The 22,943-nt window shown below is 42.2% G+C and carries 22 protein-coding genes and 1 pseudogene; 4 read left to right on the forward strand and 19 right to left on the reverse strand.

The genetic code is table 11. The features are described from left to right. The first annotated feature begins 308 nt into the window (after positions 1-308). Positions 309-1,066, forward strand: a pseudogene (locus tag ACGF63_RS19870) (IS5 family transposase). Positions 1,067-1,171: 105 nt separating this feature from the next. Here the strand turns inward: ACGF63_RS19870 and ykgO are convergent. From ykgO to asnC, 17 genes are all read right to left on the reverse strand, one after another. Next, entirely contained in the window at positions 1,172-1,312 is a 141-nt protein-coding gene (ykgO, locus tag ACGF63_RS19875) for a type B 50S ribosomal protein L36 (RefSeq protein ID WP_118987170.1), read from the reverse strand. A 17-nt stretch (positions 1,313-1,329) separates the two neighbouring features. Beyond that, positions 1,330-1,584: a type B 50S ribosomal protein L31 gene (locus ACGF63_RS19880; RefSeq protein WP_387632799.1), complete on the reverse strand. Its 255-nt coding sequence runs from the start codon at positions 1,582-1,584 to the stop codon at positions 1,330-1,332. Between the two features lie 151 nt (positions 1,585-1,735). After that, positions 1,736-3,565, reverse strand: coding sequence for a glutamine--fructose-6-phosphate transaminase (isomerizing) (gene glmS, locus ACGF63_RS19885; protein ID WP_387632800.1), 1,830 nt, complete (start codon positions 3,563-3,565; stop codon positions 1,736-1,738). A gap of 107 nt (positions 3,566-3,672) precedes the next feature. After that, a complete protein-coding gene (gene glmU / locus ACGF63_RS19890; RefSeq protein WP_036845279.1) occupies positions 3,673-5,043 on the reverse strand; it encodes a bifunctional UDP-N-acetylglucosamine diphosphorylase/glucosamine-1-phosphate N-acetyltransferase GlmU in 1,371 nt (456 codons plus the stop codon). A gap of 128 nt (positions 5,044-5,171) precedes the next feature. Next, positions 5,172-5,594, reverse strand: a complete 423-nt coding sequence (locus ACGF63_RS19895; RefSeq protein WP_011144452.1) for a F0F1 ATP synthase subunit epsilon — start codon at positions 5,592-5,594, stop codon at positions 5,172-5,174. A gap of 21 nt (positions 5,595-5,615) precedes the next feature. Continuing rightward, entirely contained in the window at positions 5,616-6,998 is a 1,383-nt protein-coding gene (gene atpD, locus ACGF63_RS19900; protein ID WP_152964086.1) for a F0F1 ATP synthase subunit beta, read from the reverse strand. Positions 6,999-7,032: 34 nt separating this feature from the next. Further along, positions 7,033-7,896, reverse strand: coding sequence for a F0F1 ATP synthase subunit gamma (gene atpG / locus ACGF63_RS19905; protein WP_036845274.1), 864 nt, complete (start codon positions 7,894-7,896; stop codon positions 7,033-7,035). Between the two features lie 58 nt (positions 7,897-7,954). Next, entirely contained in the window at positions 7,955-9,496 is a 1,542-nt protein-coding gene (atpA, locus tag ACGF63_RS19910; protein WP_152964087.1) for a F0F1 ATP synthase subunit alpha, read from the reverse strand. 14 nt (positions 9,497-9,510) lie between these two features. Beyond that, a complete protein-coding gene (atpH, locus tag ACGF63_RS19915; protein WP_387632802.1) occupies positions 9,511-10,044 on the reverse strand; it encodes a F0F1 ATP synthase subunit delta in 534 nt (177 codons plus the stop codon). A 12-nt stretch (positions 10,045-10,056) separates the two neighbouring features. Beyond that, a complete protein-coding gene (gene atpF / locus ACGF63_RS19920) occupies positions 10,057-10,527 on the reverse strand; it encodes a F0F1 ATP synthase subunit B (protein ID WP_021325028.1) in 471 nt (156 codons plus the stop codon). Positions 10,528-10,585: 58 nt separating this feature from the next. Next, entirely contained in the window at positions 10,586-10,825 is a 240-nt protein-coding gene (atpE, locus tag ACGF63_RS19925) for a F0F1 ATP synthase subunit C (RefSeq protein WP_000429386.1), read from the reverse strand. A gap of 48 nt (positions 10,826-10,873) precedes the next feature. Further along, on the reverse strand, positions 10,874-11,698 hold the full coding sequence (gene atpB / locus ACGF63_RS19930) for a F0F1 ATP synthase subunit A (RefSeq protein WP_036845268.1): 825 nt from the start codon (positions 11,696-11,698) through the stop codon (positions 10,874-10,876). A gap of 30 nt (positions 11,699-11,728) precedes the next feature. Then, positions 11,729-12,106 (reverse strand): F0F1 ATP synthase subunit I, encoded by a 378-nt coding sequence (gene atpI / locus ACGF63_RS19935; RefSeq protein ID WP_036845640.1) that lies wholly within the window; start codon positions 12,104-12,106, stop codon positions 11,729-11,731. Between the two features lie 609 nt (positions 12,107-12,715). Further along, the gene (gene rsmG / locus ACGF63_RS19940) at positions 12,716-13,336 is read right to left on the reverse strand and encodes a 16S rRNA (guanine(527)-N(7))-methyltransferase RsmG (RefSeq protein WP_036845267.1); all 621 of its coding nucleotides are present in this window, start codon (positions 13,334-13,336) and stop codon (positions 12,716-12,718) included. Positions 13,337-13,349: 13 nt separating this feature from the next. Next, positions 13,350-15,239 (reverse strand): tRNA uridine-5-carboxymethylaminomethyl(34) synthesis enzyme MnmG, encoded by a 1,890-nt coding sequence (gene mnmG / locus ACGF63_RS19945; RefSeq protein ID WP_387632803.1) that lies wholly within the window; start codon positions 15,237-15,239, stop codon positions 13,350-13,352. A gap of 380 nt (positions 15,240-15,619) precedes the next feature. After that, positions 15,620-16,060 carry an FMN-binding protein MioC gene (gene mioC / locus ACGF63_RS19950; RefSeq protein WP_021325033.1) on the reverse strand — a complete coding sequence of 147 codons (441 nt, stop codon included), beginning with the start codon at positions 16,058-16,060 and terminating at the stop codon, positions 15,620-15,622. Positions 16,061-16,151: 91 nt separating this feature from the next. Then, positions 16,152-16,613, reverse strand: a complete 462-nt coding sequence (gene asnC, locus ACGF63_RS19955; RefSeq protein ID WP_023044946.1) for a transcriptional regulator AsnC — start codon at positions 16,611-16,613, stop codon at positions 16,152-16,154. Positions 16,614-16,778: 165 nt separating this feature from the next. Here asnC and asnA point away from each other — a divergent pair, with 165 nt between their 5' ends. Beyond that, positions 16,779-17,771, forward strand: coding sequence for an aspartate--ammonia ligase (gene asnA, locus ACGF63_RS19960; RefSeq protein WP_036845260.1), 993 nt, complete (start codon positions 16,779-16,781; stop codon positions 17,769-17,771). Positions 17,772-17,777: 6 nt separating this feature from the next. Here the strand turns inward: asnA and viaA are convergent, their stop codons facing one another. Together viaA and ravA are read right to left on the reverse strand one after the other, a co-directional pair. Continuing rightward, on the reverse strand, positions 17,778-19,235 hold the full coding sequence (viaA, locus tag ACGF63_RS19965) for an ATPase RavA stimulator ViaA (RefSeq protein ID WP_152964089.1): 1,458 nt from the start codon (positions 19,233-19,235) through the stop codon (positions 17,778-17,780). A gap of 3 nt (positions 19,236-19,238) precedes the next feature. After that, a complete protein-coding gene (gene ravA, locus ACGF63_RS19970; RefSeq protein ID WP_036845256.1) occupies positions 19,239-20,738 on the reverse strand; it encodes an ATPase RavA in 1,500 nt (499 codons plus the stop codon). Positions 20,739-21,004: 266 nt separating this feature from the next. Here ravA and rbsD point away from each other — a divergent pair, with 266 nt between their 5' ends. Both rbsD and rbsA read left to right on the forward strand, forming a co-directional pair. Next, positions 21,005-21,424, forward strand: a complete 420-nt coding sequence (gene rbsD, locus ACGF63_RS19975) for a D-ribose pyranase (RefSeq protein ID WP_036845253.1) — start codon at positions 21,005-21,007, stop codon at positions 21,422-21,424. A 7-nt stretch (positions 21,425-21,431) separates the two neighbouring features. Next, positions 21,432-22,937, forward strand: coding sequence for a ribose ABC transporter ATP-binding protein RbsA (gene rbsA, locus ACGF63_RS19980; protein ID WP_036845251.1), 1,506 nt, complete (start codon positions 21,432-21,434; stop codon positions 22,935-22,937). Positions 22,938-22,943: the final 6 nt, after the last annotated feature.

The following is a 22,943-nucleotide window of genomic DNA, read 5'->3' on the forward strand; positions in this document are numbered from 1 at the left end:
AAATGACCAAGATAGTGGTTTATAGAGAAATACGTTAATAAGAGTAAATTATGAACTATTTTTGAGGGTAATTTTGTAGCAGTAACAACCAATTAAAGGTTTAATTCTAGACTATACAGCAAGCACTTATAAGGTTTCATTTTGCATAAAATATAGCTTTTTTTCATCTGGAATTTAATTATTCTAACTCCCTTCCCAAACAAAGTTTAAGTTAGATTAGGGGCTGTTGACGTTTTGAGAGGACTTATTGAACAGCATGATGATTGGGTATCATTGCTTTCGCCAAAAACCAACCCTGCCTTACCATCATGCCGAGAACCATGTTATCAAAACCCCTATGGAATACGCTAGCTGTATTCATGCAACAAAGTGGACTGATTTATCACAAAGAAGAACATTGCCTAACCTTTGAAGGTATCCTTTACCGTATGAGAACCGGTTGTCCCTGGCGTGGCTTACCGCCTGAATTTGGGAAATGGAATACCGTCTTTCGACGTTTTAATGAATGGGCAAAGAAAGATATTTTTAATTTAATATTCAAATTGTTATCTGAATATTCTGATACAGAGTGACTGTTCATTGATGGGAGTATTATGCGGGCTTATCAACACAGTGCAGGCGCGGCTTCTAAAAAAATGAATCGACAGGAAAAAGTCGGGGTGGACGTTCAACCAAGATCCATTTGGCCGTGGACAGTGACGGTTTACCTGTGCATTTTGAGCTTTTTGGTGGTCAAACACACGACATCGTTCATGCTGAAAGTCTGGTGTCACAGTCACCGCCATCGGATTTTGTGATTGCGGATAAGGGTTACGATAGCGAAGCCTTCAAGCTTGCCGTGAAACAACAAGGCGCAACGGTCATTCCCTACAAGAAAAACCGTCGAAAAGCCGATAAGCGTGTTGATAAATGTTTATATCGTTACCGCCACTTGGTGGAAAATGCGTTTGCCAGAATTAAACATTTTCGCGCAATAGCAACAAGATACGATAAATTGGAGCGTAATTACGCCAGTATGCTAGCTCTGGGTTTTATCATCATCTGGTTGCCTATGTGGGCTGAATAAATTAGGCACCCGAAAGGTAAACAGCCCCTAGTTATTCTCAAGACGATTATAATAAAATACAGAAAGGAAACCCGCAGTTATAAGCTGCGAGTTCTGCTATTAGTATCAGCGTTTCTTTTTCTTCCCTTGAACTGCCTTAAAACGTGGATTGGATTTACAGATAACATATAGCCGGCCACGACGGCATACGATTTTGCAATCAGGGTGACGGGTTTTCGCCGTTTTAAGTGAACTTAACACCTGCATTTTTACGATCCCTCAATTTATTTATTGCCAATAAAACGCCCAAATTTTTTCTGGAATCGTGCTGTGCTACCTTCTTGAGATAAAGTTTTCTGCTTACCTGTATAGAAAAGATGTGATTCCGATGACACATCAACAGTCACATACGGATACTCTTCTCCATTTAAGGTAATTATCCGCTCAGTACGAATAGTGGAGCCAACTGTAAAGTAGGCATTAACACTGGTATCGTGAAATATGACTACCCGGTAGTTTGGATGGATATTTGGTTTCATAACTTCGCTACATATGTAATAATATAACATTACAATATCGCAATTTGTTTTTATCATCAAGAAAATAATGAGAAACTCTCTCAATTAAACACAAAAAGCCCCTGTATTTTTAATGTACAGAGGCTTATTTTAACTTCTTATTATAAAGCGATTATTCTACAGTCACTGACTTAGCCAGGTTACGAGGCTGATCAACATCAGTTCCTTTAATCAGCGCAACATGATAAGAGAGCAGTTGCAACGGCACGGTATAAAATATGGGAGCAATCAGTTCTTCAACATGCGGTAATGAGATGATCTTCATTCCTTCGCTGTCATTAAAACCAGCATCCTGATCAGCAAACACATATAGCAATCCACCACGAGCACGTACTTCTTCGATATTAGATTTCAGTTTTTCTAGCAGTTCATTGTTCGGAGCTACAATGATAACCGGCATATCTGCATCAATCAGTGCCAGTGGGCCATGTTTTAATTCACCGGCAGCATAAGCCTCAGCATGGATATAAGAAATTTCTTTTAATTTCAGCGCCCCTTCAACCGCAATCGGATACTGATCACCACGGCCAAGGAATAAAGCATGGTGTTTGTCAGAAAAATCTTCCGCCAGCGCTTCAATAATTTTATCTTTCGATAACATGCTTTCAATACGGCTTGGCAGTGCATGTAATGCATGAACAATTTCTTGCTCCTGCTCTGCATCAACACCTTTCAAGCGTCCAAGGTAAGCCACCAGCATCAGTAATACTGTCAACTGAGTTGTAAACGCCTTAGTTGAAGCAACGCCAATTTCTGCACCAGCCTTGGTCATCAAAACAAAATCAGATTCACGCACCAAGGAAGAGCCTGCTACGTTACAAACCGTCAACGATGTGAGGTATTCAAGCTCTTTGGATAAACGCAGTGCTGCCAGTGTATCTGCTGTTTCACCTGATTGAGACAATGTAATTAATAAGCTTCCTGGACGACGTGCTGATTTGCGGTAACGGAATTCAGAAGCAATCTCCACATCACAAGGAATACCCGCCAATGCTTCAAACCAGTAACGGGAAACCATACCAGCGTTATAGGATGTACCACAGGCAACAATCTGAATATGTTCAACTTTAGATAACAATTCAGCTGCATTAAGGCCAAGTTCAGACAAATCTACCTGCCCATGGCTTAAGCGCCCTTCCAGAGTACTTTTGATTGCCATTGGCTGTTCATAGATCTCTTTTTGCATATAGTGACGGTAAACACCTTTGTCACCAGCATCATACTGAATATTGGACTCGATCTGCTCCCGTTCAACCGGTTCGCCCTGAGTATTAAAAATATGCACAGTACGGCGAGTTACTTCCGCAATATCACCTTCTTCAAGAAAGATAAAACGACGGGTAACTGGCAGCAGAGCCAATTGATCAGATGCAAGGAAGTTTTCCCCAACGCCTAAGCCAATAACAAGAGGGCTACCCGATCTCGCAGCGATTATTGTTCCAGGATCGCGGCTATCCATGATAACTGCGCCATAAGCACCACGAAGTTGAGGAATAACATGCTGGACAGCCTCCAGCAAAGTACTACTCTGTTTTTGCTCCCAATGAACAAGGTGGGCAATAACTTCTGTATCAGTATCTGATGTAAACTGATAACCGCGCTCAATTAACTGAATCCGCAATTCTTCGTAATTCTCAATAATGCCGTTGTGAACAACAGCAATATAATCAGATATATGCGGGTGAGCATTTTTCTCGTTTGGTTCACCGTGTGTAGCCCAACGGGTGTGAGCAATACCTGTCCCACCAAGGACTGGTTGCTTGTCAACCTCATCAGCAAGTATTTGCACCTTACCGACTTCACGCAGGCGAAGCATATTATTTTCGTTATCAACAACCGCCAGCCCAGCGGAGTCGTAACCACGGTATTCCAAACGACGAAGCCCTTCAATCAGGATTTCAGCAATATCTCGTTGTGCTACTGCACCAACAATTCCACACATCAGTTTTATTCCTAAAAACAGGGCTGATGAAAGCCCTTTATATGTCACGAACCTGATTGTTTTCCGGCTTTGCCGGTCCCCGAGCCTGTAGAGTGGGGATTATTATTTTATTTTTTCTTTACAGGGCGTTTCCAACCCTGAATATGGGTTTGCTTAATTCTGCTTACTACCAATTCGTTTTCAGCGATATTTTTTGTCACTGTTGTCCCCGCACCAATTGTAGCGCCTTTGGCAACAGTCACTGGCGCAACAAGCTGAGTATCAGAACCAACAAAAACATCGTCGCCAATAACGGTTTTGAATTTATTAACACCATCATAGTTACAGGTAATAGTACCCGCACCAATATTTACATTACGTCCAATCTCAGCATCGCCAAGATAAGTCAGATGTCCCGCTTTAGAGCCCTTACCCAGATAAGATTTCTTCATCTCAACGAAATTCCCTACATGGGCTTTTTCAGCGAGTTTAGAACCAGGACGTAAACGGGCAAAAGGCCCAACAGTACAGCCAACTTCCATTTCAGAATCTTCAACAACAGTATATGGACTAAGAACAGAATCATCGCCGATAATACAATTTTTCAATATGCAACCTGTGCCAATCTGCACGTTATTACCAAGGGCTACATTACCTTCTATAATGACATTGGTATCAATAACTACATCACGGCCATGAGTCAGTGTACCGCGTAAATCAAAACGAGCAGGATCCAACAGCATAACGCCCGCCAGTAATAATTTTGCTGCTTGTTCAGATTGATAAATACGCTCAAGAGCGGAAAGCTGGAGGCAGTTATTCACACCTTCCATTTCACTCAAGCGGCTTGGATGTACTGCTTCAATTTTCCGGCCTTCTTTATAAGCCAAAGCAATCACATCAGTAAGATAATATTCACCTTGAGCATTGTTGTTATTTAATTGGGATAACCAACGTTTTAAATCACCACCATTAGCGACCAGAATACCTGTGTTGATTTCATTGATTTTTCGTTGATCTTCAGTCGCGTCTTTTTGCTCAATGATTCCGGTTACTTCTCCGTTCTCACGAACAATGCGACCATAACCCGTTGGATTATCCAGAATTGCTGTCAGTAAACCAATACCACCTTCAGGTTTAACCACCAGCAGACGTTCAAGGGTATCTGCTCCAATCAGAGGCACATCGCCATACAGTATCAGAATATCTTCATCATCAGTAAAATAGGGTGCAGCCTGTTGCATTGCATGTCCAGTCCCTAACTGCTCTGACTGCAATACCCAATTCAACTTTTGATCAGATAAGGCATGCTTCATCAGATCACCACCATGCCCATAAACCAGATGAACATTTTTAGCATCCAACGCCATTGCAGTATCAATCACATGCTGAACCATAGGTTTACCGGCCAGCAAGTGCAGTACTTTAGGGAGATCAGAATACATGCGGGTTCCTTTACCCGCGGCAAGGATCACAACACTTTTTGCACTGTTAGACATAAGAAACCTGATAACTCCAATTTAAGAAAAAAAAGTAAACCTGTTTGCGAGATAAATTACTACATATTTCGCAATACAAAAAAGCCAGTTAGCTTTCACCAACTGGCTTTTTTCTTTAACTGCCTGTATTACATCGCCTTTTTTGTCAGCTCGATTACACGAAGTTTTGCAATCGCTTTAGACAATTCAGCTGATGCCTGAGCATAGTCAACATCACCGTGAGAATTACGGATGTGTTCTTCAGCTTTACGCTTAGATTCCAGCGCCTTAGCTTCATCCAAATCTTTACCACGGATTGCAGTGTCAGCCAGTACGATAACGCCGCTCGGTTGTACCTCAAGGATACCACCAGAAAGGTAAATCACCTCTTCTTCACCGAACTGCTTAACAATACGTACCATGCCAGGTTTTATGGCAGTAAGTAGTGGAGCATGTCCCGGGTAAATACCCAACTCACCTTCACTACCTGTCACCTGAATTTTCTGTACCAAGCCTTCAAACATCCGGCTCTCAGCACTGACAACATTCAGATGGTAAGTCATTGCAGCCATGTCAACCTCCGGTCAGCCGTATTAAAGTTTCTTCGCTTTTTCCACAGCTTCTTCGATGGTACCTACCATGTAGAACGCTTGTTCTGGCAGGTGGTCATAGTCTCCTTCCAAGATACCTTTAAAGCCACGGATAGTATCTTTCAGGGAAACGAACTTACCTGGTGAACCCGTAAACACCTCTGCAACGAAGAATGGCTGAGACAGGAAGCGCTGGATCTTACGAGCACGCGCAACCACCAGCTTATCGTCTTCTGACAGCTCATCCATACCCAGAATAGCGATAATATCTTTCAGTTCTTGATAACGTTGCAGGATAGACTGAACACCACGGGCAACGTTATAGTGCTCCTGACCAACAACCAGTGGATCGAGCTGACGGCTAGTAGAATCCAACGGATCAACCGCAGGGTAAATACCCAAAGAAGCGATCTGACGGCTCAGCACTACGGTTGCGTCTAAATGCGCGAAAGTCGTCGCCGGAGATGGGTCAGTTAAGTCATCCGCCGGTACATAAACAGCCTGTACGGAAGTAATAGAGCCGGTTTTGGTGGAAGTAATACGTTCTTGCAGAACACCCATTTCTTCCGCCAGAGTTGGCTGATAACCTACCGCTGATGGCATACGACCCAACAATGCAGACACTTCGGTGCCTGCCAGAGTATAACGATAAATGTTATCAACGAACAACAGAACATCACGGCCTTCATCCCGGAACTTCTCAGCCATTGTCAAGCCAGTCAGCGCAACACGCAGACGGTTTCCTGGTGGCTCATTCATCTGACCATATACCAGAGATACTTTATCCAGTACGTTAGAGTCGGTCATTTCGTGGTAGAAGTCGTTACCTTCACGGGTACGTTCACCTACACCGGCAAATACGGAGTAACCTGAGTGCTCAATCGCGATGTTACGGATCAGCTCCATCATGTTTACGGTTTTACCTACACCCGCACCACCGAACAGACCCACTTTACCACCCTTAGCGAATGGGCAAATCAGGTCCATTACTTTGATACCGGTTTCCAGCAGCTCTTGAGAGTTAGATAACTCTTCATAGCTTGGAGCCGAGCGGTGAATTGCCCAACGCTCTTCTTCGCCGATATCACCTTTCATGTCGATTGGTTCACCCAACACGTTCATGATACGGCCAAGTGTCGCTTTACCAACGGGAACTTCGATTGGGTGACCTAAATCAGTAACGCTTAAACCACGGCTTAAGCCATCAGAAGTACCCATTGCAATACAACGAACAACGCCGCCGCCCAACTGCTGCTGTACTTCCAGCACCAATTTAGCTTCGCCGTTTTGAACCTCAAGTGCATCGTATACTTTTGGTACGGTATCTTGAGGGAATTCGACGTCCACCACGGCGCCGATTACCTGGATAATCTTTCCAGTAGCCATCTTGAATCCTCTACGTAATTCGTAAACCTAGCTGTTAAACCGCGGAAGCACCCGAGACAATCTCGGTCAGCTCCTGAGTTATGCTGGCCTGACGAGCTTTGTTATAAACCAACTGCAGCTCTTTGATCAGGCTGCCACCATTATCAGTCGCGGCTTTCATCGCCACCATTCGTGCGGCCTGTTCACTAGCCAGGTTTTCAACGACGCCCTGATAAACCTGCGATTCGACATAACGACGCAGCAGTATATCCAGCAACGCCTTAGGATCAGGTTCGTATAAATAGTCCCAGGATTTCTTCTTCAGTGTCTCATCATCTCCAGCAGGCAGAGGCAACAACTGAGTAATAGTAGGTTCCTGAGACATTGTATTGATGAACTTATTCGTCACCACATACAATTTATCCAGACGTCCTTCATCGTATGCCCGCAACATGATATTAACCGGCCCGATTAATTCGGACAGTGAAGGGTTATCTCCCATGCCTGTTACCTGAGCAACAACGTTGCCCCCAACAGAAGCAAAGAAAGAGGTCGCCTTAGAGCCGATAAGTGCCAGATCACACTGGACACCTTTATCAGACCAGTCTTTCATGTCTAACAACAGTTTTTTGAACAGATTAGTGTTCAAACCACCGCACAAGCCACGATCGGTAGAAACAACCAGATACCCGATACGTTTGGTTGCACGTTCTTCAAGGTATGGGTGTTTATATTCCAGATTACCTAACGCAAGGTGACCAATCACGCTGCGTATGGTTTCTGCATAAGGACGGCTGGCCGCCATGCGATCCTGCGTTTTACGCATTTTGGACGCAGCAACCATCTCCATCGCTTTAGTGATTTTTTGCGTGTTTTGCACGCTGGCGATCTTGGTACGTATCTCTTTTGCGCCGGCCATTCCTGATTCTCCTCATTAACCAGACGGCCCATGTTTAATTAAACCGGGCCGAATAGTGTTACCAGGACTGAGTTGTTTTGAAGGAGTTAAGCAGAGCGTTCAGCTTTGCTTCGATCTCTTCATTGTAACCACCAGACTGGTCAATCTCTTTCAGAAGATCAGCATGTTCACGGCTGGCATACGCAAGCAGCGCAGACTCGAAATCAATAACTTTAGCAATTTCGATATCTTCCAGATAACCACGCTCCGCAGAAAACAGAGACAGTGACTGCTGTGCAACAGACATTGGCGCATACTGTTTCTGTTTCAGCAACTCAGTGACTTTTTGACCATGATCCAACTGCTTACGGGTTGCATCATCAAGGTCAGAAGCAAACTGAGAAAACGCTGCCAGTTCGCGGTACTGAGCCAAAGCAGTACGGATACCACCAGACAACTTCTTCACGATCTTAGTCTGAGCTGCACCACCGACACGGGATACAGAGATCCCTGGGTTAACTGCCGGACGAATACCCGCGTTGAACAGACTGGATTCCAAGAAGATCTGACCATCAGTAATTGAAATAACGTTTGTCGGTACGAATGCTGATACGTCACCTGCCTGAGTTTCAATGATAGGCAGAGCGGTCAGAGAACCCGTTTTACCTTTCACTTCACCATTAGTGAATTTTTCTACATATTCAGCGTTAACACGCGCAGCACGCTCCAGCAAACGGGAATGCAGATAGAAAACGTCACCTGGAAATGCTTCACGCCCTGGCGGACGACGCAGCAACAGGGAAATTTGACGATAAGCAACAGCCTGCTTAGACAAATCATCATAAACAATCAATGCGTCTTCACCGCGATCGCGGAAATATTCGCCCATCGCACAACCAGAATATGGCGCCAGGTATTGTAATGCAGCAGATTCTGAAGCAGTCGCAACAACAACAATAGTATTGGCAAGAGCACCATGTTCTTCTAATTTACGAACAACGTTCGCAATAGTAGAAGCTTTCTGACCAACTGCGACATAAACACATTTAATACCCGAGTCACGCTGGTTAATAATTGCGTCAATAGCCAGTGCTGTTTTACCCGTCTGACGGTCACCGATAATCAGTTCACGTTGACCACGACCGATAGGGATCATGGCGTCAACAGATTTATAACCAGTCTGTACCGGCTGATCAACGGATTGACGGTCGATAACGCCCGGAGCAATCATTTCAACAGCAGAGAAACCATCATGCTCAACAGGACCTTTGCCATCAATTGGCTCACCCAGAGTGTTTACCACACGACCAAGCAGACCACGACCAACAGGAACTTCAAGAATACGGCCAGTACATTTGACCTTCATGCCTTCTGCTAAGTCAGCATACGGGCCCATCACAACCGCACCTACGGAGTCGCGCTCCAGGTTCAATGCGATTGCATAACGATTGCCAGGCAGTGCGATCATCTCACCCTGCATAACTTCGGCTAAACCGTGAATACGAATGATACCGTCATTAACGGATACAATCGTACCTTCATTGTGAGCTTCACTCACTACATTGAACTGAGCAATGCGCTGCTTGATCAGTTCGCTGATTTCGGTGGAATTCAGTTGCATATGCTCCAGTCCCCTTAAGACTGCAAGACGTCTGTTAAGCGATCTAAACGGCCACGAATACTGCCATCGATCACCAAATCACCTGCGCGGACTACCACACCAGCAATAACAGACTTATCAATTTTGCAATTCAGCTTAACTTTGCGTGACAGACGTTTTTCCATCGCCGCAGAAATTTTAGCCAGCTGTTGTTCACTCAGTTCGGCAGCAGAAATCATTTCAACATCAACAGTTGATTCAAGTAACGCACGCAATTGAATAAATTGCTGCAAAACTTCAGGTAACGCCAATAAGCGGCCGTTTTCTGCCATAACACGAATAAAGTTCTGAGCATGTTCATCAACCTGTTCACCGCAAATTGCGATAAAGGCATTGGCTAATGTTTCCGATGCCAATGAACCAGAAAGCAGCTCACCAACTTGCTCATTACGAGTCACTTCAGCTGTGAACACCAGCATATTTTGCCATTGTTCTAGCGATTGTTTTTCCACAGCAAAGTCAAAAGCTGCTTTGGCGTAGGGGCGAGCTACAGTAGCGAATTCAGACATGCCCCTCCCTCCTTACAGTTCAGCGACCAGTTTATCAACGATGTCGCTGTTAGCAGCTTCATCCACGGAACGTTCGATGATTTTCTCGGCACCTATGATAGCCAACATAGCGACCTGCTTACGCAACTCTTCCCGAGCACGCTTACGTTCGGCATCAATTTCTGCCTGAGCTTGCGCTACGATTCTGTTACGTTCCTGCTCAGCTTCCGCTTTTGCATCATCAAGGATCTGGGCTTTTTGTTTATTAGCCTGTTCGATGATGACCTGAGCTTCCGCTTTCGCTTTCTTCATTTGGTCGGTCGCATTGGCTTGCGCTAAGTCCAGGTCCTTTTTGGCGCGTTCCGCAGAAGATAAACCGTCAGCAATTTCTTTTTGACGCTTTTCAATGGCCGCCATGATTGGTGGCCATACAAACTTCATACAGAACATAACAAACAGGACAAACGCAATGGCCTGGCCGAGGATTGTTGCATTAAGATTCACAGCACAATACCTCTTTTAAAATTAATGAGTTGACGTAGTTTCGGATTTTTTCTGCAAACTACGCGACAGCAAACATTACGTACAAGCCAAGGCCCACAGCAATCATCGGGATGGCGTCAACCAGACCCATAACGATAAAGAACTGTGTACGCAGCAGAGGGATTAAATCCGGCTGACGAGCAGCGCCTTCCAAAAATTTACCTCCGAGGATGCCGATACCGATCGCAGCACCGATTGCCGCCAGACCCATCATTACAGCGGCAGCCATGTACAGCAGATCCATATTCAGGTTTTCCATGACAGTCTCCAGTTTGTTTCAGTTAAAACACAGTTATTGTGGTAAAAATTAATGTTCTTCAGATGCCATCGACAGATAAACAATCGTCAGAACCATGAAAATAAAGGCTTGTAACGTAATAATCAGTATGTGGAAGATAGCCCAAGGCAGGCTGAGCATCCACTGCGACCACCACGGTAACAGACCAGCTATAAGAATAAAGATCAATTCACCTGCATACATGTTACCAAACAGTCGCAGACCGAGTGATACCGGTTTTGAAAGCAGGCTAACCCCTTCCAGAATTAAGTTAACCGGAATAAACAATGGATGATTAAAAGGCTGTAAAGTCAGCTCTTTTGTAAAACCACCAACTCCTTTCATCTTAATGCTGTAGTAGAGGATGAGGACAAAGACACCAATAGCCATCGACAAGGTAATACTGACATCTGCTGTTGGTACAACACGCAGAGCAGGTAAGCCGAAGACATGTTCACCGATATAAGGGAGAAAATCGATTGGCAGTAAGTCCATCACGTTCATTAATAACACCCAGACGAACACGGTCAGTGCCAAAGGGGCAATAACTTTGCTCTTGCCGTGATACATATCACGGACACTGTTATCAACAAAACCCATGATTAATTCTATAGCAGTCTGAAGTTTGCCAGGTACGCCACTGGTGGCATTAACCGCAACCTTTCTGAATACATACAGAAATAAAATCCCTAATACGACTGAGAAAAAAAGCGAGTCAATGTTCAACGTCCAGAACGTTGCAGAACCACCAGAGTTGGGATCGACCAACTCAAAGGTACGTAGGTCCAACTGAAGATTATTCAGGTGGTGGCCTATGTAGTCCCTTGCAGTTGAAACTTCTCCTGATGCAGACATGATGCCTCTTACCCTTTTGTTGTTGAAAACCTAACCGTTTATCACAGCTGGTGCGATGATCTGCACAACCAGCACCGCTAAATAAGTCAAACCCAGTGGTGCAAACGCCGCTTTAAACACGCCTAAAGCAACAACCAGCACAGCTATTGCAATAATAACCTTCAACCCTTCGCCAATAGCGAAAGACCATGCAACACGTACAGGAACACTTTCTTCTTTTACTTTCTGAAAACTGGCAAATAGCATAAAAATGGCATTAGGTAACCAACATGCTAATCCACCAACAAAAGCAGAAATGCCCCATTCTATACTTTTGGTACAAAAAGCCACACTGAGAACAACAAAAGTCATTAACTGCAAAAAAAGCAGTTTCAGTGCAATTCTACCGCTGTAAAGGGATACAGACATGACTTTTATTTTCTCCCCTTGCACGCCTTGCATATCAGGTTTTGCTAAATGTTGTATAAAACTGCCTTTGCTTAAGTGTGTCAAGTGACAAAAACGTGCAAATTATACGGGCAGCCAAAATGAATTCAATCCATAAGTAGCGAAAAGGTGAACAATTATTTAAATTTTTTACTTTGGTGCCAGATTGTAAGCTAATTATTGTGCTGATTTTCTCTCTCTAATAATTTCACACTCTCAAACTTAAGTGTGATTTGAATCACATAAAATTTTCATTTGTTAATTATATTTAACATTTACAGGGAATGAAAATAAAAAATATCAACATTTAAATCAATAAGTTAATTTAAATTTATAGGAAAAGGTTATTATATTATTGACTTAAATTACCAAGCTAATTTTTAGCTGCTTTAAAAAAGCGAATCTGATGAAAAAACGCTTTATCTGATTTTTAAAGTCCCAACTATCTTAATATCAAGATAACGTTATTTTTATGTAATAACGTGGTAAATTAAAGCTGAAACGAGACAAATCATAATTGACGATGTTGACCACAGTATAATTGTGCTCAACATCACTAATTATTTATAACTTTATTGACAAATAACAAACTTAGTTTGATTTAAGGATAACCAGATGGCGTTGCCCTTCCAGTTCAGGAACATCTAACTGAATAACTGAATCAACAACAATTCCGGAAGGTAACATGGTAAATTCTTCCTTAGGAAGCATGCCCTTAAGCGCATAGAATCGTCCATGAACAGATTCAGGCAAATGGCAGCACCAAGAGACCATATCCTGTAATGAGGCAAAAGCACGGCTTATAACGCCATCAAAAGGTGGTTCAGAAGAGTACATTTCAACCCGGCTTTGTACAGGTTCGATATTCGCCAAACCAAGTTCATGCTGAACCTGGCGCAAGAACCTGACTCTTTTACCTAAACTATCCAACAATGTGAAATGAGAATCTGGACGAACAATAGCTAATGGGATCCCCGGTAACCCCGGACCTGTGCCTACGTCTATAAAACGATGACCCTGTAGATAAGGGCTGACAACAATGCTATCCATAATATGACGTACCAGCATTTGCTCTGGCTCACGGACAGACGTGAGATTATAGGCTTGATTCCATTTGTTGAGCATATCAACATAGGCCATGAGCTGCTGTTTTTGCTGTTGTGAAAGCTCTATTCCTGCTTTAGTCAGCAGAAATTCCAGTTTATTAAGCACAATAAAAATCCTCTCAGGCACTACGGCGCAGTAAGCCCTGTTTTTTCAGCCATACAAGTAAAATCGAAATTGCAGCAGGTGTTACCCCTGAAATGCGTGAAGCCTGACCAATTGAGTTTGGCTTGTGATCATTAAGTTTAGCGACAACTTCATTAGAAAGACCACTAACTTGACGGTAATCAAGATCAACCGGTAATGACGTGTTTTCATTACGCAATTGTTTTTCAATTTCTTCCTGTTGACGGGCAATATACCCTTCATATTTGACCTGAATTTCAACCTGATCAGCTGCTTGTGGTTCTTTAAGACCAGGTGAAAACAGTGGTAATGAAGTTAGTATTTCATAATTTATTTCAGGGCGACGCAATAGATCTTCACCATTAGCTTCTTTCGATAATGGCATTTTTAATATGTTGTTGATGTCACCAAGATTATTTGAATGAGGATGAATCCAAATATTACGCAAACGCTGACGTTCCTGTTCGATCATCTCCACTTTACGGCAGTAATGTTCCCAGCGGTAATCATCCACCAATCCTAATTCGTGGCCCTTCTCTGTCAGACGAAGGTCAGCATTATCTTCACGTAACATCAGGCGATATTCAGCCCGAGAAGTAAACATACGGTATGGTTCTTTAGTGCCCAGAGTACACAAATCATCAACCAGAACACCAATATAAGCTTGATCACGACGAGGGAACCATCCCTCTTCTTCAGAAGCGTAACGGGCTGCGTTAAGCCCAGCCAAAAGCCCTTGAGCAGCAGCTTCTTCATAACCAGTCGTACCATTGATTTGCCCGGCAAAGAATAAACCGTGGATAAATTTACTTTCCAGTGTCTGTTTCAGATCTCTTGGATCAAAGAAGTCATATTCTATTGCATAACCTGGGCGAACAATGCAGGCGTTTTCCATCCCTTTCATGGAATGAACAATTTGCATCTGTACATCAAATGGCAAGCTGGTAGAAATACCATTTGGATAAATTTCATTACTGGTCAGTCCTTCTGGTTCAAGAAAGATCTGATGAGCATTGCGATCCGCAAAACGCATGACTTTATCTTCGATCGAAGGGCAGTAACGTGGGCCGATCCCTTCAATGATCCCTGCATACATTGGGCTGCGATCTAAATTATTGCGGATCACATTGTGCGTTTTTTCATTGGTATGAGTAATGTAGCATGGCATCTGTTGTGGATGTTGTCCCACATTTCCAAGAAAAGAGAATACAGGTGTTGGATTATCACCCAGTTGTTGTGTTAGCTGACTAAAATCAATAGTTCTGGCATCAATACGTGGCGGCGTACCTGTTTTTAATCTGTTTACACGTAAAGGCAAATCACGTAAACGCTGTGCTAATGAGATCGCAGGAGGATCACCAGCTCTCCCTCCACTGTAATTTTCCAGACCGATATGGATTTTACCATCAAGGAATGTCCCTACAGTCAGAACAACTGCTTTGGCCCTGAATTTAAGTCCCATACGAGTCACAGCACCAGTGACAGTATCGTTTTCAACAATGAGATCTTCTACAGGTTGTTGGAAAATCATTAAGTTAGGCTGATTTTCTAATGCTGTTCGTATGGCTTGACGGTAAAGAACCCTGTCAGCTTGAGCACGTGTTGCGCGGACAGCGGGTCCTTTACTGGCATTTAAGGTTCTAAACTGAATACCAGCCTGATCGGTGGCTTTAGCCATTAAGCCACCCAGAGCGTCAATTTCTTTAACCAGATGTCCTTTACCGATCCCACCGATGGCTGGGTTACATGACATTTGGCCCAAAGTATCAATATTGTGAGTCAGTAATAAGGTTTGACGGCCCATACGAGCAGCTGCCATAGCAGCTTCAGTACCGGCGTGACCACCACCGATAATGATGACGTCAAATTGCTCTGGATAAAACATGGTGATGAACCTTCAGTTATAAGAATGCTTAGTGTTGCATTAAGGGAAGATAATTCTACTCAAGTTTAGACGATAGACCAAGTAGGTAAGATCGCCGGTAATTAAAAGAAGATCTTTTTTATTTAAAGATCTCTTTATTAGATCTTTTATTAGGATCATGATCTTTTGTGGATAAGTTATTTTTACTTAGAAAGATCATAACATTGTAAAGGATCATTTACTGTGAATGATCCGTGATCCTAGCCGGTATAAACTGGGATCTAAACAGCAAGTTATTCACAGTGTGATTATGCATTGATAGTTATACTATGGATAACTACGGGTTAACCCCCGCTTCTTATATGAGTTATCCACAATCGTTCGCTGTTTTTTTGTTCAAATCAGAGTGAGTTTGCCCAAATTTTAACCCATTCTTCTGCGGGATCTTCGGGGATCTCATGTTGTTGGATATCAATTTCCAGACGATCGCCGAGGCGTTTGGCCCCATTTTCCACCAATAGTTGATCAAGCGATCTTATTGCCCCACAGAAAGTATCGTATTCAGAACTGCCAATACCAACAGCACCAAATGTTACTTTGCTGAGATCAGGTTTTTGTTTAGAAATTTCTTCTGCCAGTGGTTGTATATTTTCTGGTAATTCCCCAGCCCCATGTGTGGATGTGACTACTAACCAGAGCCCTTCTTGAGGAAGTTCATTGAGAGAGGGGCCATGCAGCATTTCGGTGGAAAAACCAGCATCTTCCAGAATTTCAGCCATATGTTCAGCTACGTATTCAGCACTGCCCATAGTGCTGCCGCTGATTAAGGTAATAGTGGCCATAGTGATCCCTACAGATTTCAAGAGCGGCTATTGTACGCTGTGAATCTGTTGGGATCTACCTGTGGATAATGTGGTTATAACAAATTTTATCTTATGGCTTGATTGTTCGCATAATCGGGTTTTGCAAGGAGATCAGGGTTTCTGTTGATTGGATCTCATCGATAGTCTGTATTTTGTTGATAAGTACATCTTGAAGAGATTCAATTGAGCGGCACATAACTTTAGTAAAGATGCTGTAGTGGCCTGTTGTATAGTAGACCTCAACGACTTCATTCAGGTTACTTAATTTTTTTAGGGCTGATGGGTAATCTTTAGCGCTTTTAAGAATAATGCCAATAAAGCAACAAACATCATAACCAAGTTGTTTAGTACTGATATCTACTCTGGTACCGGTGATGATCCCTGCTTGCTTCATTTTTTCTACACGAACATGAATAGTTCCTGGGCTGACAGCAAATTTCTTTGCCAGTTCGGCATAAGGTGTACGTGCGTTGTCCATTAAAGCGTGAAGTATGTCACGGTCCAGATTATCGATCTGATAAATTTCTGCCATTTTCAGCTCCATTTTTTATCGAATTTTCATTTTTTCTATATTAAAAATGAATTTTATAAAGCATAAAGACTATTTTTATTAAAGTATATTGAATTTATACCTCATTCTATTGCTTAATGTTTTCAACAGGGCATCAGGGCTACCTAAAAATTTGAGAATAATATTATGAAAAAGTCATTTATTGAGAAGCAGCAACAAATTAGTTTCGTGAAATCCTTTTTTTCCCGTTTGCTGGAAAGCAAGCTGGGTCTGATTGAAGTACAAGGGCCAATCCTAAGTTGTTTGGGTGATGGTATTCAGGATAACTTGTCCGGCCATGAAAAGGCTGTTCAGGTGAAAGTGAAAACGTTACCGGATTCAACTTTCGAAGTAGTGCATTCACTGGCTAAATGGAAACGTAAGACACTGGGTCGTTTTGATTTTCAGCCGGAGCAAGGGCTTTACACCCACATGAAAGCATTGCGTCCGGACGAGGATCGCTTAACACCAATCCACTCTGTTTATGTTGATCAATGGGATTGGGAAAAAGTGATGGGAGATGGGCAACGCTCACTTGCTTATCTAAAACAGACAGTAGGCAAAATTTACGAAGCAATAAAAGAAACAGAAAAAGCTGTCAGCAAAGAGTTTGGTCTGGCACCGTTCCTGCCAGATCAAATTCACTTTGTTCACAGTGAAACGCTTCTGAGCCGTTATCCAGATCTGGATGCAAAAGGTCGCGAACGTGCTATTGCTAAAGAACTGGGTGCTGTTTTCCTCATTGGTATTGGTGCGAAATTATCTGATGGTCAAGCACATGATGTTCGTGCACCGGATTATGACGACTGGACGACGCCAAACAGTGATGGTTTTGCTGGTCTGAACGGCGACATTATTGTCTGGAACCCTGTATTGGAGGATGCTTTTGAGATCTCTTCCATGGGTATCCGTGTTGATGCAGAAGCGCTGGAGCGCCAATTAGGGCTGACCGGTGATGAAGGGCGCTTGCAATATGATTGGCATCAGGCGTTACTCAAAGGCGATATGCCACAGTCGATTGGCGGAGGTATTGGTCAATCCCGTTTGGTGATGTTACTGCTGCAAATGAAACACATCGGTCAGGTTCAATGCAGCATATGGTCACCTGAAGTACGCGAAACTGTAGAAGGCATGCTCTGATTCAATTCAGTGACGCCATTTTCGCAGTAAACGGCTTTTGAGTCCGGTATCAAAACGCCAGATATGATCGAATATCCGCATAATACCGGGCTTACCATATTGGGACATGGAGACCGCATGGAAGCGGTGTTGCTGATGCTGTTGCAGATTTTTTATCTGATGGATTAGTGGGTCCGGTAAACGCTGGACAATGAAATCTGAAATAACAACAGCATCAGCATCTTTCCAACATTGCTCTTTCATTTTTTCTATTGTACTTGCCAGACAAAAAGCTAAATCTGTTCCTCCTCTAAAAGTCTGGCTGAGAAAACGAATAGCTTGCTCCAGACCATCTGGTGAAGATAGTTCATAGTGCACAATTTCTGTAGCAAATAACATGATGTGACAGTTACGATCATCTGCTAGTGCAATGCGCAATAGTGCCAGACAAAAAGCTTTGGCACATTTTTCATTGAATCCTCCCATAGAGCCGGAAGTATCCACACAGACAATAAATGGCCCTCTTGGCTTTTCCTCCTTATTATAATGAGTGACTGGTCGTAATGTTGTTTTCTGTTGCCAGCTATCGCCTTGTAAGCGATAGGTCAATAAGCGCTTTTCCACCAATCTGCGATAAAATTCATATTCCAGATCTTCAATTCCTAATATTGCCAGTTCTGTTGGTAACAGGCGTAAAATATCATCACTTTGCCCTATGCCATTTACCTGCTCAGGAACGGTATCAGGTGTCTGTTCAATGGTAGTACAGGGTTCGAGAAGATGGCTTTCCTGTGGTTTTGATTTTGCAGATTGGCTACGACCAAGTAATTGAGCCAGTTTTTCCAGTTCGGGTTGTTGGTGAAGAAATTCACTGTAGCGAATCAATAACTGTTCATCATTTCGGGAATGGTTTAACTGACTTTTACTCATATCCCATAACCGTCCCGCCGCCCTGTCATTTTCACTGAAAACAGGATCAAGATTACCGCTTAGTGTTAGCCGTTGTTGCAATTCTGCCAGTAATTGCTCTTTTTCTTGTTCCAGTAATTTCTTGTGGAAAGTTGTAGTTTGCAGGATCAGGCTGAGCCGCCATCGTTGGATAAACAGGATTTGTAATGCATTTGAATGATCAGTGGTGCCGATTACCAATTTCTGTGCTTCTGCAATAAAAGGGGATTTAATTTGGTTCAGTATTTCCAGAATATCGGGAAGTTTAAGATAAAAATTATTGGTGTTGGCAGACAGTACTTGTTGATATAACTGAAATTCTTCTGCCAGGGGGGCAGGAATTAGCGCTTCTTTAATTCTTTGTTGTAAATCTTGTTTCCAACCGGGAATGTCTTTCAGTAGCGCACGTTTTAAACGAGGATATTTTTCAAAAAAGATAGCTAACTGAGGTGAGGCCAGAAGAGTTAATATGATCTCTTCTATCAGTTCTCCTTCGTTTACTGACAATAAAAGATCAAGAGTGGTTAGGCTAATCATTTGTTAACTGCCCATTTTTATTTTCAACTGGTTGATTTTATCTGTCAGTTGGATAAAACTTTGTTCTATTGCAGCAACCCAATGGTTTTCAATAAATATACATGGTTGATGCTGACTAAATAATTGGCGTTGATGGTGAATCTCTTGGTTAATTTTTTCCAGTTTTTCCAACCACTCGCTGTTTTTTTCGTTTTGTTGATATTGACTATCCGGTAAATATAAAGTAGAGGAACGACGGCTAATATCAAAAATCTCTGGTTGATGTGCTGAATTAATTTCGGCTGCTATATCTTGTGGAAAACCGATACCGTTCAGGCGGGCTGGTAAACTTCCACCTTTATTTATCCAGGTATTTAGCATCTTTTTTTCCGCTTCAATAAAATTAACTTGAATATCATGGATATGAAGAGGTGTATGCAGGAACAAAGTCAATTTTTCTTCATTGATGTGATCGGGTAGCGAATATTGTATTTTGCGTCCAAACAAGCCTGTTTGTTTTTCCAGGTACAACGCCTGCTGATTATTTTTATCCTGACGGGCTTGAATCCATTGGTGATAAAGTGAATCAATTTGCTGAGATGATACTCTTTGCTGATAGGCTTGTTCGATCATGAGAGTATTCAGATATTGAGGTAATAATTTGAAAGAGTGAAGATCATACCACAGACAATCTTTCAACAATATTAAATCAAGTGGCGATATTTCTCTTCTGCCATTGAAGAAAGCACTAGCTTGTAATAAATGAATTGCTTTCTTCCAGCGCCGATCTGAAACGTAAGGTGAATGTTCTGTTGCATCAAGTTGCTGGCGTAGATGATAGATAATATCAAAACAATTCTCTGGTAGGACTATTTTATTAATCTCTTGTTGCCATTGATGAAATTCTTCACTTGTTATCTGAATATTTTCTGGGACAGGGTTATCATTTTCATCTTTTTGGTTAGTAAGTAGTGCCCGGAAGTTCTGTTTTTCTTGAATTTTATCCAACCAAATACGGATTAGCATTCGGTCATAAAGAGCCTCAAGGCTGCTATCTGTTTCAGGTAATTCATTAGATGCTGTTATCAGTAATCGCATCGGAATTTTCTCTTCTGTATCCCCATTCCTGAATTTTCTTTCGTTAATTGCAGTCAGCAAGGTATTGAGAATTGCCGGGCCTGCTTTCCATATTTCATCGAGAAAGACAATTTCAGTTTCAGGTAAATAGCCAGTGGTCAGTCGCTGATAACGTCCTTCTTCTTTCAATGCCTGAATAGAAAGAGGACCAAAAATTTCTTCGGGAGTGGAGAAACGGGTCATCAAATACTCAAATGCTCTGGCATCACGAAACGCAAATTTTAATCGGCGGGCTATCAGACTTTTCGCGATCCCTGGGGGACCAAGCAGGAAAACGCTTTCCCCGCACAGTGCAGCTAGCAGGCATAAACGAATCGTCAGTTGTCTTTCATACAGACCACTCTCCAGATAGTTACTTAAACAAGCTATTTTTTCCACTGTTCGCATAATTCATACCAATGTTATCTGTTGGGATAAATAAAATCTAATCATTCTTCTTCATAGATTTTAATCATCATTTATTGATGAAGACTATATTTACCTTAAAAATCGATTCAGCGTCAAATATTCAATCAGTTAACGTTTATTTTTGGTTTTTTTATTGTCGAAACGTTATCGATAACGATCACACTTTTGTATTATTAATGTTGCATTTTAAATGTTACTTTCTATATTACTTTAATAGCGAAACGTTTCGCTAATGGAATAAAAAAATGAAAAAAGGTGTATTACTTAATTCTGAAATTTCAGCCGTAATTTCTCGGCTGGGGCATACTGACCAGATTACAATTGGTGACATTGGGTTACCAATTCCTTCTTCAGCCCAGCGGATTGATTTAGCGCTAACCCAGGGGATCCCTAGTTTTATATCCGTTCTTAATGTCGTGACTCAGGAAATGCAGGTTGAAGCTGCATTTTTGGCAGAGGAGATCATTATCTATAATCCTTTGATACATCAATTAATATTATCTCAGATTAAGGAACTAGAGGAACAACAAGGGAATTCAATTATTGTGGAATATATCAGTCATAATATATTGAAAGAGAAAACGGAGTATAGCCGAGCGATGATTCTCACAGGAGAGAATTCTCCTTATGCTAATATCATCCTTTGTGCTGGTGTGACATTTTGAGGTGGTTATGCGACCTGCACTGGAACTAAAAGGAATTAGTAAATCTTTTCCTGGTGTTAAAGCATTATCCGGCGCTGCACTACGTGTTTATCCGGGCAAAGTCATGGCATTGGTAGGGGAGAATGGTGCAGGTAAATCCACGATGATGAAAGTGTTGACCGGAATATATACCAAAGATACAGGCACAATTCATTATTTGGGAAAAGAAGTGACTTTTTCTGGTCCTAAATCCTCTCAGGACGCGGGTATTGGGATTATCCATCAAGAATTAAATCTTATTTCTCAACTGACTATTGCAGAAAATATTTTCCTGGGGCGTGAATTCGTTAATAAATTTGGTGCCATTGATTGGAAAAAAATGTATCAGGAAGCCGATCGCCTTTTGAAAAAGTTGAATTTAAGTTACAGCAGTCACTGGCGGGTAGCTGAACTTTCTATCGGTGATCAGCAAATGATTGAGATTGCTAAGATGCTGAGTTTTGAATCCAAAGTTATCATTATGGATGAACCAACTGATGCACTGACTGATACAGAAACTGAATCATTGTTTAACGTAATACGTGAACTGACATTGCAGGGGTGCGGTATTGTTTATATCTCTCATCGTCTGAAAGAAATTTTTGAAATTTGCGATGATGTTACAGTATTCCGTGATGGACAATTTATTGGTGAAAAGCCGGTAAAGCAGTTAAAAGAAGAGACGCTGATTGAAATGATGGTTGGGCGAAAACTGGAAGAGCAATATCCTCGCCTAAATTTGCCTCGTGGTAAGAAGCGGCTTGAAGTTAAGCAAATTTCTGGTCCCGGTGTGACAAATGTTAGCTTTTCCCTTTATAGTGGAGAAATTTTGGGTATATCGGGGTTGATGGGGGCTGGTCGCACTGAATTAGTGAAAATTATTTATGGTGCGTTGCCAAAAACTCAAGGACAAATCACTCTGGATGGGGTGCCTGTTGTAACCCGTCGTTCTCAGGATGGGTTAGCTTGTGGGATTGTTTATATTTCAGAAGATCGGAAGTGTGATGGATTAGTTTTGGATATGTCGGTTAAAGAGAATATGTCTCTTACCGCTTTACGTTATTTTAGTAATAAATCAGGTAGCCTGAACCATAAAAAAGAGCAGCAGGCAGTCAATGACTTTATCAAGTTATTTAATATCAAAACACCTTCAATGGAGCAGACGATTAACCTGCTTTCTGGAGGTAATCAGCAAAAAGTGGCAATTGCTCGTGGATTAATGACCAGACCTAAAATTCTTATCTTGGATGAGCCGACGCGGGGAGTCGATGTCGGTGCAAAAAAAGAAATTTATCAACTCATTAATCAGTTCAAAAAAGAGGGCTTGAGTATCATCCTTGTTTCTTCTGAAATGCCGGAAGTGATAGGAATGAGTGATCGTATTTTGGTCATGTATGAAGGTCATATCAGCGGAGAATTTTTTGCTGAACAGGCAACTCAAGAAATTTTGATGGCGGCGGCTGTTGGCAAACAATATGGAACGATTCGGGAGTAATTCAGT

It is taken from the genome of Photorhabdus sp. RM322S (assembly GCF_042879395.1).
Classification (GTDB): domain Bacteria; phylum Pseudomonadota; class Gammaproteobacteria; order Enterobacterales; family Enterobacteriaceae; genus Photorhabdus; species Photorhabdus khanii.

Bases quoted from the DNA above. Each gene is read 5' to 3' on its own strand.
- glmU (WP_036845279.1), bottom strand. From the start codon at position 5,043: ATGTCTAACAGTGCAAAAAGTGTTGTGATCCTTGCCGCGGGTAAAGGA.
- asnA (WP_036845260.1), top strand. From the start codon at position 16,779: ATGAAAAAGTCATTTATTGAGAAGCAGCAACAAATTAGTTTCGTGAAA.
- ACGF63_RS19880 (WP_387632799.1), bottom strand. From the start codon at position 1,584: ATGAAACCAAATATCCATCCAAACTACCGGGTAGTCATATTTCACGAT.
- atpG (WP_036845274.1), bottom strand. From the start codon at position 7,896: ATGGCCGGCGCAAAAGAGATACGTACCAAGATCGCCAGCGTGCAAAAC.
- mioC (WP_021325033.1), bottom strand. From the start codon at position 16,060: ATGGCCACTATTACCTTAATCAGCGGCAGCACTATGGGCAGTGCTGAA.
- atpI (WP_036845640.1), bottom strand. From the start codon at position 12,106: ATGTCTGTATCCCTTTACAGCGGTAGAATTGCACTGAAACTGCTTTTT.
- ACGF63_RS19895 (WP_011144452.1), bottom strand. From the start codon at position 5,594: ATGGCTGCAATGACTTACCATCTGAATGTTGTCAGTGCTGAGAGCCGG.
- asnC (WP_023044946.1), bottom strand. From the start codon at position 16,613: ATGGCAGAAATTTATCAGATCGATAATCTGGACCGTGACATACTTCAC.
- ykgO (WP_118987170.1), bottom strand. From the start codon at position 1,312: ATGCAGGTGTTAAGTTCACTTAAAACGGCGAAAACCCGTCACCCTGAT.
- atpD (WP_152964086.1), bottom strand. From the start codon at position 6,998: ATGGCTACTGGAAAGATTATCCAGGTAATCGGCGCCGTGGTGGACGTC.
- ravA (WP_036845256.1), bottom strand. From the start codon at position 20,738: ATGCGAACAGTGGAAAAAATAGCTTGTTTAAGTAACTATCTGGAGAGT.
- viaA (WP_152964089.1), bottom strand. From the start codon at position 19,235: ATGATTAGCCTAACCACTCTTGATCTTTTATTGTCAGTAAACGAAGGA.
- rbsD (WP_036845253.1), top strand. From the start codon at position 21,005: ATGAAAAAAGGTGTATTACTTAATTCTGAAATTTCAGCCGTAATTTCT.
- glmS (WP_387632800.1), bottom strand. From the start codon at position 3,565: ATGTGTGGAATTGTTGGTGCAGTAGCACAACGAGATATTGCTGAAATC.
- atpA (WP_152964087.1), bottom strand. From the start codon at position 9,496: ATGCAACTGAATTCCACCGAAATCAGCGAACTGATCAAGCAGCGCATT.
- atpH (WP_387632802.1), bottom strand. From the start codon at position 10,044: ATGTCTGAATTCGCTACTGTAGCTCGCCCCTACGCCAAAGCAGCTTTT.
- atpE (WP_000429386.1), bottom strand. From the start codon at position 10,825: ATGGAAAACCTGAATATGGATCTGCTGTACATGGCTGCCGCTGTAATG.
- mnmG (WP_387632803.1), bottom strand. From the start codon at position 15,239: ATGTTTTATCCAGAGCAATTTGACGTCATCATTATCGGTGGTGGTCAC.
- atpB (WP_036845268.1), bottom strand. From the start codon at position 11,698: ATGTCTGCATCAGGAGAAGTTTCAACTGCAAGGGACTACATAGGCCAC.
- rbsA (WP_036845251.1), top strand. From the start codon at position 21,432: ATGCGACCTGCACTGGAACTAAAAGGAATTAGTAAATCTTTTCCTGGT.